This is a genomic window from Actinosynnema sp. NPDC004786 (assembly GCF_053601135.1).
On the sequence record NZ_JBSGBG010000011.1, the window covers coordinates 204,995 to 220,846 of the forward strand.

The window sequence follows — 15,852 nt, forward strand, 5'->3', positions numbered from 1 at the left end:
GAGGATGGGCGCATGTCGCGCCCCCTCCTCCTCGACGCCGCCCGCACCCCGTTCGGCCGCTACCGCGGCGGGTTGTCGGGCGTGCGGGTGGACGACCTCGCCGCGCTGCCGATCGTGGAGCTGCTGCGGCGGCACCCGTCGCTCGACCCGGCGTCGATCGACGACGTGCTGCTCGGCAACACCAACGGCGCGGGCGAGGAGAACCGGAACATCGGGCGGATGGCCGCGCTGCTGGCCGGGCTGCCGACGTCCGTGCCCGGCGTGGCGGTGAACCGGCTGTGCGCGTCCGGCGGCGAGGCGATCGTGCAGGCCGCGCGGGCGCTGGCGCTCGGCGACGCGTCGCTGGTGATCGCCGGTGGCGTGGAGGGCATGACGCGGGCACCGTTCGTCGTGCCGCGGCCGGACCGGCCGTTCGCCGACCGGTTGGAGCCGGTGTCGACGGCGCTCGGGTGGCGGCTGGTGAACCCGCGGATGAAGGCGGAGTGGACCGTGCCGCTGGGGCGTGCGGCGGAGGACGTCGCGGTGGCGCTGGGGATCACCCGCGAGCAGATGGACCAGTTCGCGCTGCGGTCGCACCGGCGGGCGTCGGCGGCGTGGGACGCGGGCGTGCACGACGGGTTCGCGTTCCCCGTGCAGCTGCCGGAGGGCGCGCCCGTGCGGCGGGACGAGTCGGTGCGGCCGGAGACGTCGGCGGACAAGCTGGCGAAGCTGAAGTCGGCGTTCTCGGAGGGCGGGCCGGTGACCGCGGGCAACTCGTCGCCGCTGAACGACGGCGCGGCGGCGGTGCTCATGGGGTCGGAGGAGGTCGCGGCGTCGCTGGGCATCACGCCGCTGGGCGAGTTCCTGGGGTCGGCCGTGACGGCGGAGGACCCGCAGCGGTTCACGCTGGCCCCGGTGTCGGCGATCCGGAAGCTGCTGGGGCGGTTGCGGATCGAGTCGGCCCAGGTGGACCTGTGGGAGATCAACGAGGCGTTCGCGGCGATGGCGCTGTCGGTGCTGCACCACCTGCCCGAGGTGGACCGGGAGAAGGTGAACGTGCACGGCGGGGCGATCGCGTACGGCCACCCGCTGGGCGCCTCCCTGCCGCGCGTGATCGTGGACCTGTGCCGGCACCTGCGGGCGCGGGGCGGTGGCCTGGGCGTGGCGGCGGCGTGCGTCGGCGTGGGTCAGGGCATGGCGGTCGCCGTCCGGGTGTGAGGTCCGCCCGACCGGCCGTCCCGCGGGGCCTCAGATCCGGTAGGCGATGCGGGGGTAGTCGATCACCAGGCCGGTCCGGTCCACGGTGATGTCCTGCTCGAACTCGCCGTGCGTGAACGAGACGACCGAGCGGTCCTCGCCGACCGACACCGTGCGGTAGCGCTGGCGGACCAGCTGGACCGACAGGTCCGGCAGGGTCACGTAGACGACCGGGATCTCGTGGTCGCCCTCCTCCAGCTGGAGGTTGAGCCGACGGATCGGGATGGCGTTGAACAGGACCGCGAACTGCACGTCCACGTCCACCGCGCCGTCGAAGTCGGCCCGCTCCGCGCCCTGGCCGTGGTCGACCAGCCAGATGCCCTCCGGCGACCGGCTGACCGAGATCTGCCGCTCCTCCGACACCGTGGCGGTCCGCAGCAGCAGCCGCTTCACCGCGCCGGTCTCGCCGACCGACACCTCGAACGACCCGCTGAACTGCTCGGCCGGACCGGCGGTCACCAGGCGGCCCGAGGCGCGCAGCTTGCGCTCCGACAGCAGGAAGCGCACCTGCTCCAGCCTGGGCACGTCGTAGCCCTGCCAGGTCACCATCTGCGCGGTGGCGGCACGCGTCTCACCGCTCGGGGTGACCCGCTCAGCCGTGTTGAACGAGTTCACTCTCCACCCGGAAGGATGTTCTTGGCCTGCTCGGCCACCGCCTGGACCTGCTCCTCGTGCCCGATCCTGCCCGCGACGAACCCGGCGGCCCGGTCGATGCCCGCATCGACCGCCTCGTGGTGCTGCTCCAGCAGCTCGGACGCCTTGTTCTTGATCTCGTCGAAGTTCATCGCGCTCCTCACACACGGTCCTGGGGCAGGCTACCCGAATCGATCCCCCGACCCCAGACCCCCGAACGCGGGAACGGCCCCCGGGAGTTCCCGGGGGCCGTTCCGGTCGTTCAGGCTCAGGCAGCGCGCTTGCGGCGCACGAACAGCAGCGCACCCGCGCCGGCGCCCAGCAGGCCGATGCCGATCAGCAGCGGCACGAAGATCGACGCACCGGTGTTGGCCAGGTCGTCGTCGTTGCCGCCACCGGACGCGACCGCGGTGGTGGTCGTCGTCGGGGCCGTGGTCGTGGTGGTCGGCGAGGTGGTGGTGGTCGCCTCGGTCGTGGTGGTCACGACGGCGCCCTGGACCCACTCGGCCTTGGCCGGGACCTCGACGTTCACCGGCTCGGAGGTGGCGATGACCAGCGACTGGGTCTCCTGCTTCGGGTTCTCGGAGACGAACAGGCGGCCGGAGCGCAGGCTCGCGCCCGCCTTGACGACCAGCTCCAGCTCACCGGGCTCCACGCCCTCGTCGACCTTGACCCAGACCTCGGCCGCCTTGACCGTGGCGGCGGCCGACATCTGGCCCGCCTTCACGGTCTGGAACGGGTTGCCGTCCTTGTCCACCAGCGTCACGCCCTCGGGCAGGGCGGTGACCAGCTGGACCTCCTCGGCCGTGGTCGTGATCTTGAACGGGCCGAACGTGCTGCCGATCTCGCCCTTGAGCAGGTTCGGCTCGATGGCGAGGTCCGGCTTGACGTCCTTGATGTCCTGGGCCTTGGTCGTCAGGTACTCGTAGACCTTGTAGACCAGCTCGTCGACCGTGCCGCCGTTGACGTCCTCGGTCTCGGCGGTGGAGTTCTCCTTGCGGAGGTCGACGCCGTCGCTGAAGTGCCACACGGCCGCCTGCGCGCCGGCGATGAGGATGCTCTTCTTGTTGTCCGGGTCCAGGCCGTACAGCTTGTACGCGTCGGCCGCGTCGAGCGCCGGGTAGCTGTTCTGCAGCACCCAGTTGACCTTGCCCGCGTTCTCCTTGAACTTGGTGTGCGGGTTCGGGTGCTGGTCCCACGGCACCTCTTCGAGCTTGCGGCCGTCGTAGAGCGGCGTGGGCAGCTCGACGCAGTAGGCGCGGGCGATCTGGCCCTCGCCGCCTTCCACGATCTTGAGGCCGATGAGTTCCGCGTTGACCGGCTCGCCGGTCTTGTGGTTCGGCAGCTCGACCGGCTTGCCGTCGCGCTCGAGGTAGATGCCCATGCCGCGCTCGTCGGCATCCTTGTGCGGCTCCACCTTCACGTCGCCCGCGGCGGCCGCGGGAAGCGCCGACATCAGAACGAGGCCGGCGCCGAGGATCACAGCGCCGAGGCGCTTCACAGTCGACCGGGATGCCATTTGTCTCCTTGAGGCTCGCGAGGGTAGCCCGTTGGTGTGGTTCAAGGCGGCGGTCCGTGTCGATCGGGGAGCTACTCGGCAGCAGTGCTCCGGCACCGAATCGACAGGAATCAGCCGAACACTAGCGGATCGACCCTCACCCGATCGAGAAAGGTGCCCACTGGCGCAGAACGAGGTCCGACGTGCGGAAACATCATCCCGCAATCCACTGTGGATGATCGAAGGCCCTCGACGCGGCGTCGGGAACGCGGTGCGCGCGCCCGGTTCGACGGGGGTCGAACCGGGCGCGGATCGCCTTCACGTCGGCGTTTCCGCAGCTCACTTCCTCCACAGTGGAATGCACGTAATAGCCGGCGACCCGGTTTCGAGGCCACACCGTTGCCAAACGGTGATCTAGGCGACCAAAGCGGACGGTGTGACCGGGCGGATGTCCCCGACCCGCAACGACGTGCCGGGCAGGCACAGGTCGCGCGCCGTCGGCGGTTGGCCGGTCAACATCCACTTCACCAGGGCCGCGAGCTGGAACGAGATCAGCGGCGGCACGGCGTCGCCCAGGTGCCGGTAGGCGTTGCCGATCACCGACACGTCGAACCGGAACCGGCGCGGGAAGCCCTGCAGCAGCGCCATCTCCCGCACCGTGCACAGCCGGTGCTGCTCGGGGTGCGCGTAACGGCCGTTGCCGACGTGGCCGCACTCCCGCTTGATGGTGCGCGCCGGCTCGTCCCACCACATCCGGCCGTACACGTCCGGGTGCGAGCCCCACTTGCCCTCTTGGATGATCTTGCGCTGCGCCGGGTTGAGCAGCAGCTCGGCCGGCGAGCCGACCAGGTCGCCCCACGACCCGCCGTCCGCCGGGATGGCGCGCATCCGGTCCAGCGACCGGTCCCGCCGGAACGACGGCGACACGTGCATCGCGTCCTCGGGGTGCGCCTCGCCCGCCTCCACCGGCGGCAGCTTGCCGATCGCCCGCCGCACGGTCACCGCGCCCGGCCGGACCTCCCAGCCGTGCCACAGGTCCTCCAGCGTCCGCAGCGGCACGCCCGCGTCCACCGCGACGACCATCGCCCGCTCCCGCAGCTGCGGCAAGCCGAAGCGGGACAGCATGTGCGTGCTCGCGTCCACTTCGTACCCCAGCTCGAGCAGCTGCTCGGCCAGGCCGTCCAGGTGGTGCCGCTGCTTGCCCTTGACCAGCTCGCGCGCGTTCTCCAGCAGCAGCACCCGCGGCCGGAACTCGGCCACGTACGCGGCGACGCGGCCCACCAGCGAGTTGCGCGGGTCGTCGCGCAGGTGGTTGGCGGGCGCGATCCGGGTGAAGCCCGAGCACGGCGGGCACGCCACCAGCACGTCCAGCTCGCCGCGCCGCAGGTTCCACAGCTGCCGCAGCACGGCCGGGTCGAGCCGGCCCAGGTCCACCTGCAACGGGTCGACGCCGATGTTGTCCCGGTAGATCCCGTTGCAGCGCAACGAACCCAGCCGCGACGACGGCTTGCCGATCTGCGCGTCGGCCGCGCCGACGATGGTGAAGTCGCGGTGCGCCTGGAAGCCGAGGCTCATGCCGCCGGCGCCGGAGAACAGGTCGACGACCTTGAAGGTGGGTCCGCGCACCGGGTGATCGTACGGTGGCCGCGCCACCCACAGGCGAGTGATCCCACCGGTACCGGTCCGGGAGATCGCGTACGTTGCGCGCCATGGAGCTCCCACCTGCGTGGCGACGGCCGGATCCGTTGCGTGGACTGGAGGACGCACCCTGGTCGGTGCTCGCCCACGGGGCGGGCGTGGACGAGCTGATGCGCGGTGTCGTGCACGGTGACCGCACCGAGCGCGAGACCGCCTGCCGAGCTCTGGCCGACCGCCTGCTGGACGACGGCACGGTGTCCGAGGCGAGCGTGTGGGCGGTGCCCTTCCTGGTCGAGATGGGCGCGAGCTACCGGGTGCCCCCGGACACCCGCGATCGGGTGATCTTCCTGCTCGCCGGGATGGCGTTGGCCCAGGCGGGCTTCACCGACGACGGCAAGCGGACCCGCCGGCGGTGGAACGCGCTCGGGCGCGAGCTGCCCCGCCGCTCGCCGGACTGGATCACGCAGGCGCGCCACGAGGTGGCCAAGGGCGCGCCCAAGGTCTTCGACGCGCTCGGCGGCGCGGAGGTGGCGTGCTCCATGGCGCTGGCCATCGCGGTGCCCGAGGTGGCGCCGCGGCACGTGGTGCGGGTGGCGGAGGACCTCTCCACCGCGGACCGCGCGCCGCGGCTGCTCGCCCTGGCCGCCCGGGTGGCGCTGCACCTGGTCGGCGGCACGCCGGTCACCCCGGCGCTGCTGCGCGCCACCGCCCAGTGCCACCCGGAGCTGCTGCGCGCCTACCGGGGGCGGGCGTACCCGCCGAACCAGGCCCCGGACGTGACGCTGCAGCTCATGGGCTACCGCTACGCCCACCTCGCCGCCTACGGGGACGACCAGGCAGGCGTGACGATCACGCCGTGACGGCGGTCGGCTCCGCCACGACGACCGCGGCGGCGGCCTCGCCGTCGGCGACCGGCACGGCCGGCTCCAGCGGGCCCAGGGCGGTGCCCCACTCCTGGTCGGCCAGGGCGAACGCGGCCACGGTCAGCGCCACCACCGGGCGGCCGAGCGGCAGCTGGTCGGCGTAGAAGTCCAGCTCCAGCCGGGCGCCGAGCGGCGACGGGCGCAGCCGCAGCACGCCGTGCGGCGCCTCCTCCGGGTGGGCGAACCGGCACGACCACTCGGTGAACACGATCGGGCGTTCCACGACCTCGGTGGGGTGCACCGCGCGCACGTTCGCGCCGACCGAGCCGTGGCGGTAGTCGTCCGCGGCGGAGACCAGCAGCTCCTCGAACTCGATGGACGACACCCCGAGGTCGTGCCCGGCGACCAGCGCGACCTGCGCCAGCGCCAGCGGGAGCTGCGGCAGGGCGTCCTCGAAGCACACCATCGCGCCGCCGTAGCGGGTGTTGATCTCGGTGGGCAGGAAGCCGTCGGCGGTGGCGATGCCGTCGAGGGTGAACGTGCCGCGGTAGTCGACCGACTCGCGCAGCCGCTCGCCGACCCGGCGGGCCAGGTTGCGCATCTCCTCGCGGATCCAGGCGGGCGGGTCGTAGTACGACGCGCAGCCCGCGTAGAGGAACCGGGCCTGGCCCGCGCGGCGCGGCACGACCATCTCGATGGGCCGCAGCACGGCGGTGCCGTCCGGGAACACGATCCCGTGCACGCTCACCGGGATGCCCTCCAGGAACGGCATCACCCGGACGAAGTCGCACTTGGCCGCGAGCACGTCGAAGGCGTCCTGCGCCTCCTGCCGGTCGCGGACGCGGCGGACGAAGTTCGCGCCGCCGTTGATCGCCGGGCCGTCGCCGGACCAGACGACGCCCGCGCCGCGGTCGAGCCGCCGGGTGGCCGCCCACAGGCCCTCGAAGTCCAGGCCGAGCACGACGGCGGGGGCGCGGGGCGCGGACAGCTCGTCCCACAGGCCGTCGATCGTGGTCTTGTTCTCCAGCTCCACCCACTCCGGGCGGCGGGCGTTGAGCACCGGCCGGCCCGCGAACTCGGCGGTGTGCACGTACGGCGTGCTGATCACCAGGGCCTCGCCGCGCGGGTCGAACTCCTCCAGCACCTCGCGGACCTTGCGGCTGGGCGAGGTGAGCAGCTTGGTGAGCCGGTTCTGCTCGACCGCGACGAACCCGCCCGCGATGCCGAGCGGCACCCAGCGGGCGACTTCCGAGTCGTGCAGCGGCGCGTGGTCGTCCGTCGACAGCACGAGCGTATGGCGGGCGCCGAGCTGGTGCAGCTCGCCGGCGCGGCTACTCAGCCGGCTGCCGCCCGCGAGCACGACCAGCCGGTCGCCGAACAGGGTGCCGAGGCGCGCTTGGAGCGCGGAAAGGACGTGATCCATCGCCGAGAACTCGCTTTATGAGAAGCAGACGAGACAGCCGGCGAGCGCCGGGTGCCACGCACTGTAGAGGCAGGCGACGGGATCGGCCTAGCACGGTCCGGCAACGACCGCATGAAACTTGCCGATGGGCTCGGGGACGTCCCCGCGAGATCATCGAGCGGCGTCGCGAAGCACCTGGTCAACCCGGTTCAGGAAAGCACGCGGCCCGTGCGCCTTGGGGAACGGCAGCAGCAGGCCCAGCAGCGTCTCGTCCACCGATGGTGGGGCGGCGGCCACGATCGCCGCGGCGGTCTCCAGGAAGGTCTGCCGCTTGGCCTCGTGGGCGGCGTACTCGGCGAGCACGCCCTCGATGCTCGGGTGCATGGCTGGGTGGGGGTAACTCACTCGTGTTGTATCGGTCCCGCCGGTCCACACCTTTAGGGTGAATTTGCACCGAGTTCGAGAACGTGAACGACGCGGCGGACGTGCTGGGATGTCGGCATGCGGGTTCTGGTGACCGGATCAACCGGCTACGTCGGACGGGTGGTCTTGGCCGAGTTGGCCGCGGCGGGCCACACGCCCCTCCCCTTTTCGGGTGATGTCCGGTCGTCCGACGCGGTGGCGGGCCCCGGGGAGGCGGACGCGGTCGTGCACCTGGCGGGGCTCGCGCGCGTGCGCGACTCGTTCGACGACCCCGTGCGGTACTACGACGTGAACGTGGGCGGCACGGTCAACCTGCTCCGGTCGCCGCCGCGGCGGTTCGTGCTGGCGTCGACGGCGGGCGTGTACGGGGCGGCCGGGGTCGCGACGATCGCCGAGGACTGCCCGCGCGCGCCGGCCAACCCCTACGCGGCCTCCAAGGCCGCCGCCGAGGACGTGCTGGCGTGGGCGGCGGCGGCCGGGCGGGTGAGCGGGGTGGCGCTGCGGTTGTTCAACGTCGCCGGCGGCGGGGACGTGGACGACACGCGCGTGATCACGCGGGCGTGCGGTGCGGCGTCCGGGCGGCTGCCCGCGATGGACGTGTTCGGCGACGGGTCGGCGGTGCGGGACTTCGTGCACGTGCGGGACGTGGCGCGGGCGTTCGTGGCGGCGGTGGAGCGCGAGGAGGACGGGTACGCGGCGGTCAACGTGGGCGCGACACCCGCGAGCGTGGCCGACGTGCTGGGAGCGGTGGCGCGGGTGGCCGGTCGGGAGGCGCCGGTCGTGCGGCGGCCGGCGCACCCCGGCGAGGTGCGCGAGCTGCGCGCCGACACGGCCCGGCTGCGGGCGTGGGGCTGGCGGGCGACCGACTCGGACCTCGACGCGCTGGTGCGCGACCAGTGGGCGGCCGAGACCCGGCGTCACCCCTGAGCGGCACGCCGTTGGGGCAGGGGCACCCGGTCCAGGTCGGCGGCCACGACGATCTCGCCGGGGAACACCTCGGCGGCTTCGTCGTGGAACCGCCGCGGGTCGGGGTAGCGCTGCGAGAAGTGGGTCAGGACGAGCGTGCGGACGCCGCACTCGGCGGCGACTTGGGCCGCCTGGCGGGCCGTCAGGTGGCCGTGCTCGACCGCCGGCGCTTCGTCCTCGTGCAGGTAGGTCGACTCGATCACCAGCAGGTCCGCGCCGTCCGCCAGCTCGAACACCCCGTCGCACAGCCGCGTGTCCATGACGAAGGCGAACCGCTGCCCCCGCCGCGGCACGCTCACCTCGTCCAGCACGGGCGGTCGGAGTTCGCGGATCTCGCGGCCCCGGATGCCGCGCGCGGCCAGCCGCTCGGGGAGCATCGTGCGGCCGTCCGGCTCGACCAGGCGGTAGCCGAAGGCGGGCAGCGAGTGGTCGAGCCGGCGCGCCTCCACCCGGCCGAACGGGCCCTCCGCGATCACGCCAGGTCCGGTGACGGGGTGCGCGCGGACGTCCGCGACGTCGTGGAACGAGCTGGCGTGCCGCAGCCGCTCGAAGTAGTCCGCGCCCTCGGCCGGGAAGTGCGCGTGCACGGTGTGCGGCACGCGGTCCAGCGACAGGCGTTGCACGACCCCGGGCACGCCGAGGCAGTGGTCGCCGTGGAAGTGGGTGATGAACAGCCTGGTGACGTCGGTGGCCGCCACGCCCGCGCGGACCATCTGCCGCTGCGTGCCGTCGCCGGGGTCGAACAGGAAGCCCTCGGCGTCCCAGCGCAGCAGGTAGCCGTTGTGGTTGCGGGTGCGGGTGGGCACCTGGCTCGCGGTGCCGAGCACGACCAGCTCTCGTGGGGACACGTGGCAGAGTCTGCGGCATGGAGAGCTTGCAGGCGGTGTCGTCCTGGCCGGTCGGGACGGCGGCGGTGGCCGTGGTCGACGCGCGGGGCGAGGTGCTGGGCGCGCACGGACCGGTCGACCGGGTGTTCCCGCTCGCGTCGGTGACCAAGCTGCTGACGGCGTACGCGGTGCTGGTGGCGGTCGAGGAGGGCGCGGTCGAGTGGGACCAGCCGGCCGGGCCGGAGGGGTCCACGGTGCGGCACCTGATCGCGCACGCGTCGGGGCTGGCGTTCGACTCCGACGACGTCCAGGCCGCGCCGGGGACGAAGCGGATCTACTCCAACACCGGGTTCCAGGTCCTCGCGGACTTCGTGGCGGCGGCGACGGAGATCCCGTTCGCCCGGTACCTGGCGGAGGCGGTGTTCGAGCCGCTGGGCATGGCGTCGTCGGCGTTGGACGGCTCGGCCGGGGCGGGCGGGGTCTCGACGGTGTCCGACCTGCTGCGGTTCGCGGCGGAGGTGCAGGCGCCGAAGCTGGTGTCCGCCGAGCTGGTGGCGGAGGCGACCGCGGTGGCGTTCCCGGGCCTGCGCGGCGTGCTGCCGGGTTACGGGCTGCAGAAGGAGAACGACTGGGGGCTCGGGTTCGAGCTGCGGGCGCGCAAGTCGCCGCACTGGACGGGCGACACCAGCTCGCCGCGGACGTTCGGGCACTTCGGGCAGAGCGGCACGTTCCTGTGGGTGGACCCGGACCTGGGCGCGGCGTGCGTGGCGCTGACGGACCGGAAGTTCGGCGACTGGGCCGTGGCGGCGTGGCCGCCGTTCACCGACGGCGTGGTTGCCGAGGTGCGTCGCGCGCGGTAAGCCACCGCAAGCCATCGACAGTTTCACGTAATTTCTCGACAAACCCTTGTGATGCGGCCCACACCGCGCCTAGGGTCACGTCGCCCTGCCGACGCGAGAGAAACGAGTGGCCGATGGTGCGCAGCGCAGCCGGAACCCGGCGGTGGTCGGTGGTCGTCGCGGTGGTGGCCGCGGGCCTGGGCGTCCCGGCCCCGGCCGACGCCGCGCCACCCGCGGCGCCCGCACCGGTCGTCACGCGGGCCGCGCTCGACCCGGCGCTCGTCGCGGGCCGGGGCGCGGACGTCGCGTTCGTCGAGCAGGAGGCGGAGAACGCCACCACCACGGGCACGGTCATCGGGCCGGACCGCACGGCCTACACGCTGCCGTCCGAGGCGTCCGGCCGCACGGCGGTCCGGCTCGCGCCCGGCCAGCACGTCGAGTTCACCCTGCCCAAGGCCGCGAACGCGATCACCGTCCGCTACAGCATCCCGGACGCGCCGACGGGCGGCGGCATCACCGCGCCGCTCGACGTGACGGTGAACGGCGGGCGCCGCACGACCATGACGCTCACCTCGCAATACGCGTGGCTCTACAACCAGTACCCGTTCACCAACGACCCGAATGCCGACCTGCTGCACCCGGACTGGTGGATCACCGAGTGCGCGTGCGTGCCGTCGCAGACCACGCCCGCCCCGGTGATCGCGAAGCCGTTCCGCCCCAGCCACTTCTACGACGAGCAGCGCCTCAAGCTCGACCGGACGCACCGCGCCGGCGACCGCGTCCGCCTCACCGCGCCCGTCAACACGAACGCCGCGTGGACCGTGATCGACCTGATGGACTCGGAACTGGTCCCCCCGCCGCACGTCAACCCGTTCGCGGTCAACGTGCTGCTGTTCGGCGCGGACCCGACCGGCCGGCGGGACGCGGCCGACGCCTTCGACCGCGCCATCGCGTTCGCCCGCCGGCACCGCCTGCCGGTGTACGTGCCGCCGGGCACGTTCCAGGTCAACCGGCACATCGTCGTGGACGACGTCACCATCGAGGGCGCGGGCAACTGGCACACCAGGATCAAGGGCCGCGAGGTCGCGCTGCCCGCCCCCGCGCCGGACGGCTCCGTCCACACCGGCGTCGGGTTCTACGGCAGGCCGGCCGCCGAGGGCGGCAGCCGCAACGTCCACCTGCGCGGGTTCGCCATCGAGGGCGACGTGCGCGAGCGGGTCGACACCGACCAGGTCAACGGCATCGGCGGCGCGTTGAGCGACTCGTCCGTGCGCGGCCTGCACATCCGGCACACGAAGGTCGGGCTGTGGCTGGACGGTCCGATGTCGAACCTGTCCGTGATTGACAACATCGTGGTCGACCAGATCGCCGACGCGCTGAACTTCCACACCGGGGTCACGGACTCCCTGGTGCGCAACAACTTCGTCCGCAACACCGGTGACGACGGCCTGGCCCTGTGGTCGGAGCACCGGCAGAACGCGCGCAACCGGGTCGAGCGCAACACCGTGCAGTCGCCCGTGCTGGCCAACGGGATCGCGCTGTACGGCGGCACGGACAACGCCGTGGTGGGCAACCTGGTGGCGGACCCGGTGCGCGAGGGCAGCGGCATCCAGCTCGGGTCGCGGTTCGGCGCGCAGCCGTTCACCGGGCAGGCGCTGATCACCGACAACACCACCGCGCGGGCCGGGACGTACGAGCTGAACTGGAACATCGGGCTCGGCGCGATCTGGTTCTACGCGCTGGAGCGCGACATCGACGCCGACGTGCGGGTGGTGGGCAACCACTTCCTGGACAACACCTACAACGCGATCATGCTGGTCAGCGAGTGGTCCGTGAAGGACGTCCACTCGATCCGCAACGTGTCCTTCAAGGACGTCCGGGTGGACGGGACGGGCACGTCCGTGCTGAGCGCGCGGGCGGCGGGGTCGGCGACGTTCGAGAACGTGGACGCCCGCAACGTCGGCGCGGTGCCGGTGAACAACTGCGGCTCGTTCCACTTCCCGGCCACCGGCTCGGAGTTCTCGCTGACCGACCGCGGCGGCAACGACGGCTGGCTCGCGCCGTGGCTGCTGCCGAACACGATCACGTGCGACGACCGCCCGCCGGTGGTGCCGCCGCCCGCGCCGTCGCGCTGGTGACCACCCCGCCGCCGGGGAACCCCAGCACCGTCGCCGTCCGTTCCCCCGGCGCCGGCCGGCGGATCCCGGCCCGCTTCACCTCGGCCAGCATCGCCTCGACGTCGAGGGCCCGGCCGGTCGACGCGGTCAGGCTCGCGCAGGCCGCGGCCAGCCGGTCCTCGAACCCGGCTTCGTTCCCGTCGTCCATCGCGGGGGTGTCCTCTCATCGCTTGTCGAACAGGGTCTTGAGCGCGGTGCGGGCGTGGCGCAGGTTGGAGCGCACCGTCGTGGGCGAGGCGTCCAGCTGGTCGGCGATCTCGGCCTGGTCGAAGCCGTCGAGGAACCAGGCCATGACCAGCCGTTGGCGCTCGGGCAGGGAGCCGAGCGCCCGCAGCAGCCGCTCGTGCTCCTCGCCGAGTGCGGCGACGTCGGGGTCGTCGTGCGTGGACACCGTCCAGCCGCCGGAGACGGCGCGCAGCAGCCCGTCCCTGGTGCGCGCCGCCTCCACCACCGCCGTTCGGTAGGCCACCGTCCGGACCCACGCCCGGGGCCACCGCAGGCGGGACCACTCCTCGTAAGCCCTGGTCATCGCCTCCTGTGCCGCGTCCTTGGCCTGCTCCAGCCCGAAACCCGCGCGCCTCACGAACGCCACGAGCGGGGTCAGTTCCCGACGGAAGAACTCGTCGAAGCCTTCGCTGCTGACCACAACCCCTACCTCTCTCCCGACGGAGTGGAAGAGCAGCGAAGGCGTCCCGACGTGCAACGGCCACCCGATCGAGTGACCCGCTACGACTTCTTGCGCTCGGCGACCAGCACCGCGATCGCGAGCAGCGCGACCAGCGCCGCCCCGATCACGGTGACCGCGGTCGACCCGGTGCCGAGGTAGAGGCCGCCCACGCCGACGCTCACCACGTTCACCAGGACCGAGATCGACGCGGCGGCGCCGGACGGCCGCCCGACCGTCCGGTCACCGCCGAGGACCCGAGGTGGAACCCGTTCATCCATGACCCGTAGAGCGACGGGCCGCCGTCCGCGTGCAAACGCGCGGTCCGAGAGGATCGGGCAAGGGCGCGAGCGGATCGGTCTACCCCGGCCGGCGCCCCGCCGATGGGATGGGGGAAGTCCGATCCGACCTCATCGAGGAGCACCGAAGATGCCGCTCGACCACTACGTCACCCTCGGCCGCTCGGGTCTGCGGGTGAGCCCGTTCGCGCTCGGCGCGATGACCTTCGGCGACGACCCGGGAGCCGCCGGGACCGGTGTGGAGGAGTCCGAGCGGATCCTCGACGCCTACCTGGACCGGGGCGGCAACTTCGTCGACACGGCGAACTTCTACACCAACGGGCACTCGGAGAAGATCCTCGGCGACTGGTTCGCCGCCCGGCCCGGACGGCGCGACCGGGTGGTGCTGGCCTCGAAGTTCTTCGTCAACCTCTTCCCCGGCGACCCCAACGGCGGCGGCGCGGGCCGCGGGTCGGTCGTGCGCCAACTGCACGACACCCTGCGCCGCCTGCGGACCGACCACGTGGACGTGTACTGGCTGCACAACTGGGACCGCAACACGCCGATCGAAGAGACCATGCGCGTCCTGGACGACCTGGTGCGCGCCGGCAAGGTCCGCTACATCGGGTTCTCCAACACGCCCGCGTGGGTCACCGCCCAGGCCCACACGCTGGCTGTGCTGCGCGGCTGGACGCCGCTGATCGCCCTGCAGGTCGAGTACTCGCTGCTGGCCCGCGCGGTGGAGGCCGAACTGGCGCCGCTCGCGCTCGACCAGGGGCTCGCGCTCGTGCCGTGGAGCCCGCTGAAGAACGGCTTCCTGTCCGGCAAGTACCGGCGGGGCGAGGCGGTCGACTCCGCGCGGGCGGCGTTCGTCGGCGGTCCGACCGAGGAGCAGCACGCGGTCATCGACGTGGTGCGGGCCGTGGCGGAGGAGATCGGCGCCTCGCCCGCCGCGGTCGCGCTGGCGTGGCTGCGGACCCGGCCGGGCACCGTCGTGCCGATCATCGGGGCGCGGCGGCCGGCGCACCTGGAGGACAACCTCGCGGGCCTGGACATCGCGCTCGACGCGGAGCACGTGCGCGCGCTGGACGAGGTCTCCCGGCCCGAGCCGCCCTACCCGGCGTCGATGCACGGGGAGCTGCGCGCGATGCTCCAGTTCGCCGGCTCCACCGTGGACGGTGAGCCGTCCACCGTCTACCCGCCGCTGCTGCTGAGCGACGTCCGCTACTGAGCGAAGTCGTACCCGAGGAAGTCGGTCACCGGCACGTACCCGAGCCGCTCGTAGAGGGCGGTGCTGGTGGGGTTGACGGGGTCGGCGAACAGCACCACGTCCGTCGCGCCGCCGTCCAGCGCGGCCCGCGCCACCGCGGCCGTGACCGCACCGGCGTACCCGCGTCCTCGCAGGTGGGCCGGGGTGTAGACCGGGTCCACGCGGACCATGCCGGCGACCATCGACGTCCAGCCGGCCAGGGAGGCGGGCGTGCCGCCCGGCGTCTCCCAGAACGTGAAGTGCTTGTCGGCGAACCGCGAGGCGGCCCAGGACCCGGCGGGCGCCTCCCCCACCGCGGCCATGAACTCACCGCACCAGCGGACGACGTCCTCGTGGTCCCGCGCGGCCGGTCCGCCGGACGGCATCGGATCGGGCGGGGTGAGCGTCCCGAGCCGGTAGAGGCGGACCCTGACGCCGGGCGTGGCCGTGCCGCCGGTGCGTTCCCGCCACGCCTCGGCGAACGCAGCGGACGTCCCCTGGTCGGCCGTGACGCCGGCGATGTCGTCCCCGGCCAGCCGGGCGGCGAGCCCGTCGGCGCCCTCGGCGTCCTCGGCGTCGAGGAGGCTGAGGGTCAGGCGACGGTTCGACCGGAGATAGCAGAGCCCGCGCACCTCGTCGTCACGTTCGAGCCACCCGAAGACCGTGCCGTCCGTGCCCCGGTCGCGCAGCCTTCCGACCGTGGTCAACGGCATGGTGTGGAGGGCGGGGCGGGAGCGGAGGAAGTCCCCGGCGCGGGCGAGGAAGCCGTCGACGTCGTCGGTGAGGTGCCAATCGTTCGAACGCATGCTTCTCCGTGGACCGAGTCGGCAGAGGCCCTGTGGAACCTAGTCCACAGGCCCTCGCGTCCCCTGAGCAGTTCACGAGACAGCCGCGCGACGAGTGCAACCGTTGAGGGCGGGGCGTCATCGGCCGAGCAGCGTGTCGTGGATGTGGTCGTCCAGCTCGGCGACGAAGGACTCCGCGCGCCACGGGCCGAGGTGCCTACGTGCGCGGCCGATGCGTTGGGCCGGTACCCGGCCGCCTGTGTTGGCCGTGATGTCCACGGGCCCTGACCCTTGATGTTGGACACCAGACACACTTGGATCCTGACGATCCGGGTGGACAGGAGTCCCGTTCAGATGGTGATGAAGCACTACCC

18 protein-coding genes are annotated in these 15,852 nt (G+C 72.8%); 6 read left to right on the forward strand and 12 right to left on the reverse strand.

Going from position 1 to position 15,852, the window contains the following annotated elements; genetic code table 11:
* Positions 1–12: 12 nt before the first annotated feature.
* A complete protein-coding gene (locus ACWEFJ_RS12670) occupies positions 13–1,197 on the forward strand; it encodes a thiolase family protein (RefSeq protein WP_378084093.1) in 1,185 nt (394 codons plus the stop codon).
* Positions 1,198–1,227: 30 nt separating this feature from the next.
* Here the strand turns inward: ACWEFJ_RS12670 and ACWEFJ_RS12675 are convergent, their stop codons facing one another.
* The 4 genes from ACWEFJ_RS12675 to ACWEFJ_RS12690 all read right to left on the reverse strand — a co-directional run bounded on the left by ACWEFJ_RS12675 (position 1,228) and on the right by ACWEFJ_RS12690 (position 4,993).
* Positions 1,228–1,851, reverse strand: coding sequence for a putative glycolipid-binding domain-containing protein (locus ACWEFJ_RS12675; RefSeq protein ID WP_378084095.1), 624 nt, complete (start codon positions 1,849–1,851; stop codon positions 1,228–1,230).
* On the reverse strand, positions 1,848–2,021 hold the full coding sequence (locus tag ACWEFJ_RS12680) for an antitoxin (protein ID WP_378084097.1): 174 nt from the start codon (positions 2,019–2,021) through the stop codon (positions 1,848–1,850). Before ACWEFJ_RS12680 ends, ACWEFJ_RS12675 begins: the two co-directional genes overlap by 4 nt.
* Before the next feature lie 116 nt (positions 2,022–2,137).
* On the reverse strand, positions 2,138–3,325 hold the full coding sequence (locus ACWEFJ_RS12685; protein WP_449713824.1) for a thioester domain-containing protein: 1,188 nt from the start codon (positions 3,323–3,325) through the stop codon (positions 2,138–2,140).
* A 456-nt stretch (positions 3,326–3,781) separates the two neighbouring features.
* Complete coding sequence (locus ACWEFJ_RS12690; protein WP_378084101.1) at positions 3,782–4,993, reverse strand: DNA cytosine methyltransferase; 1,212 nt, start codon at positions 4,991–4,993, stop codon at positions 3,782–3,784.
* An 83-nt stretch (positions 4,994–5,076) separates the two neighbouring features.
* Here ACWEFJ_RS12690 and ACWEFJ_RS12695 point away from each other — a divergent pair, with 83 nt between their 5' ends.
* Positions 5,077–5,865: a hypothetical protein gene (locus ACWEFJ_RS12695; RefSeq protein WP_378084103.1), complete on the forward strand. Its 789-nt coding sequence runs from the start codon at positions 5,077–5,079 to the stop codon at positions 5,863–5,865.
* Here ACWEFJ_RS12695 and ACWEFJ_RS12700 read toward each other — a convergent pair.
* Both ACWEFJ_RS12700 and ACWEFJ_RS12705 read right to left on the reverse strand, forming a co-directional pair.
* A complete protein-coding gene (locus ACWEFJ_RS12700; RefSeq protein ID WP_378084105.1) occupies positions 5,855–7,291 on the reverse strand; it encodes a hypothetical protein in 1,437 nt (478 codons plus the stop codon). The genes ACWEFJ_RS12695 and ACWEFJ_RS12700 overlap by 11 nt on opposite strands.
* 150 nt (positions 7,292–7,441) lie before the next feature.
* A complete protein-coding gene (locus tag ACWEFJ_RS12705) occupies positions 7,442–7,654 on the reverse strand; it encodes a hypothetical protein (protein ID WP_378084106.1) in 213 nt (70 codons plus the stop codon).
* A 129-nt stretch (positions 7,655–7,783) separates the two neighbouring features.
* Between ACWEFJ_RS12705 and ACWEFJ_RS12710 the strand changes: the two genes are divergently transcribed.
* Positions 7,784–8,620: an NAD-dependent epimerase/dehydratase family protein gene (locus ACWEFJ_RS12710; RefSeq protein ID WP_449713825.1), complete on the forward strand. Its 837-nt coding sequence runs from the start codon at positions 7,784–7,786 to the stop codon at positions 8,618–8,620.
* Here the strand turns inward: ACWEFJ_RS12710 and ACWEFJ_RS12715 are convergent.
* A complete protein-coding gene (locus tag ACWEFJ_RS12715) occupies positions 8,611–9,507 on the reverse strand; it encodes a ribonuclease Z (protein ID WP_449713826.1) in 897 nt (298 codons plus the stop codon). The two genes, ACWEFJ_RS12710 and ACWEFJ_RS12715, sit on opposite strands and share 10 nt — an antisense overlap.
* 17 nt (positions 9,508–9,524) lie before the next feature.
* Between ACWEFJ_RS12715 and ACWEFJ_RS12720 the strand changes: the two genes are divergently transcribed.
* A complete protein-coding gene (locus ACWEFJ_RS12720; RefSeq protein WP_449713827.1) occupies positions 9,525–10,346 on the forward strand; it encodes a serine hydrolase domain-containing protein in 822 nt (273 codons plus the stop codon).
* Between the two features lie 113 nt (positions 10,347–10,459).
* Entirely contained in the window at positions 10,460–12,463 is a 2,004-nt protein-coding gene (locus ACWEFJ_RS12725) for a glycosyl hydrolase family 28-related protein (protein ID WP_449713828.1), read from the forward strand.
* On the opposite strand, the gene ACWEFJ_RS12730 is transcribed toward ACWEFJ_RS12725, so the two are convergent.
* The 3 genes from ACWEFJ_RS12730 to ACWEFJ_RS12740 form a co-directional block, all read right to left on the reverse strand.
* Positions 12,408–12,650 carry a hypothetical protein gene (locus ACWEFJ_RS12730; protein ID WP_449713829.1) on the reverse strand — a complete coding sequence of 81 codons (243 nt, stop codon included), beginning with the start codon at positions 12,648–12,650 and terminating at the stop codon, positions 12,408–12,410. The two genes, ACWEFJ_RS12725 and ACWEFJ_RS12730, sit on opposite strands and share 56 nt — an antisense overlap.
* Positions 12,651–12,665: 15 nt before the next feature.
* Complete coding sequence (locus ACWEFJ_RS12735) at positions 12,666–13,148, reverse strand: RNA polymerase sigma factor (protein ID WP_449713830.1); 483 nt, start codon at positions 13,146–13,148, stop codon at positions 12,666–12,668.
* 80 nt (positions 13,149–13,228) lie between these two features.
* Positions 13,229–13,447, reverse strand: coding sequence for a hypothetical protein (locus tag ACWEFJ_RS12740; protein WP_378084117.1), 219 nt, complete (start codon positions 13,445–13,447; stop codon positions 13,229–13,231).
* Between the two features lie 148 nt (positions 13,448–13,595).
* Between ACWEFJ_RS12740 and ACWEFJ_RS12745 the strand changes: the two genes are divergently transcribed.
* Complete coding sequence (locus ACWEFJ_RS12745) at positions 13,596–14,675, forward strand: aldo/keto reductase (protein WP_449713831.1); 1,080 nt, start codon at positions 13,596–13,598, stop codon at positions 14,673–14,675.
* Here the strand turns inward: ACWEFJ_RS12745 and ACWEFJ_RS12750 are convergent.
* Both ACWEFJ_RS12750 and ACWEFJ_RS12755 read right to left on the reverse strand, forming a co-directional pair.
* On the reverse strand, positions 14,669–15,499 hold the full coding sequence (locus ACWEFJ_RS12750) for a GNAT family N-acetyltransferase (RefSeq protein WP_449713832.1): 831 nt from the start codon (positions 15,497–15,499) through the stop codon (positions 14,669–14,671). The two genes, ACWEFJ_RS12745 and ACWEFJ_RS12750, sit on opposite strands and share 7 nt — an antisense overlap.
* 117 nt (positions 15,500–15,616) lie before the next feature.
* Positions 15,617–15,757: a hypothetical protein gene (locus ACWEFJ_RS12755; RefSeq protein ID WP_449713833.1), complete on the reverse strand. Its 141-nt coding sequence runs from the start codon at positions 15,755–15,757 to the stop codon at positions 15,617–15,619.
* Positions 15,758–15,852 lie beyond the last annotated feature (95 nt).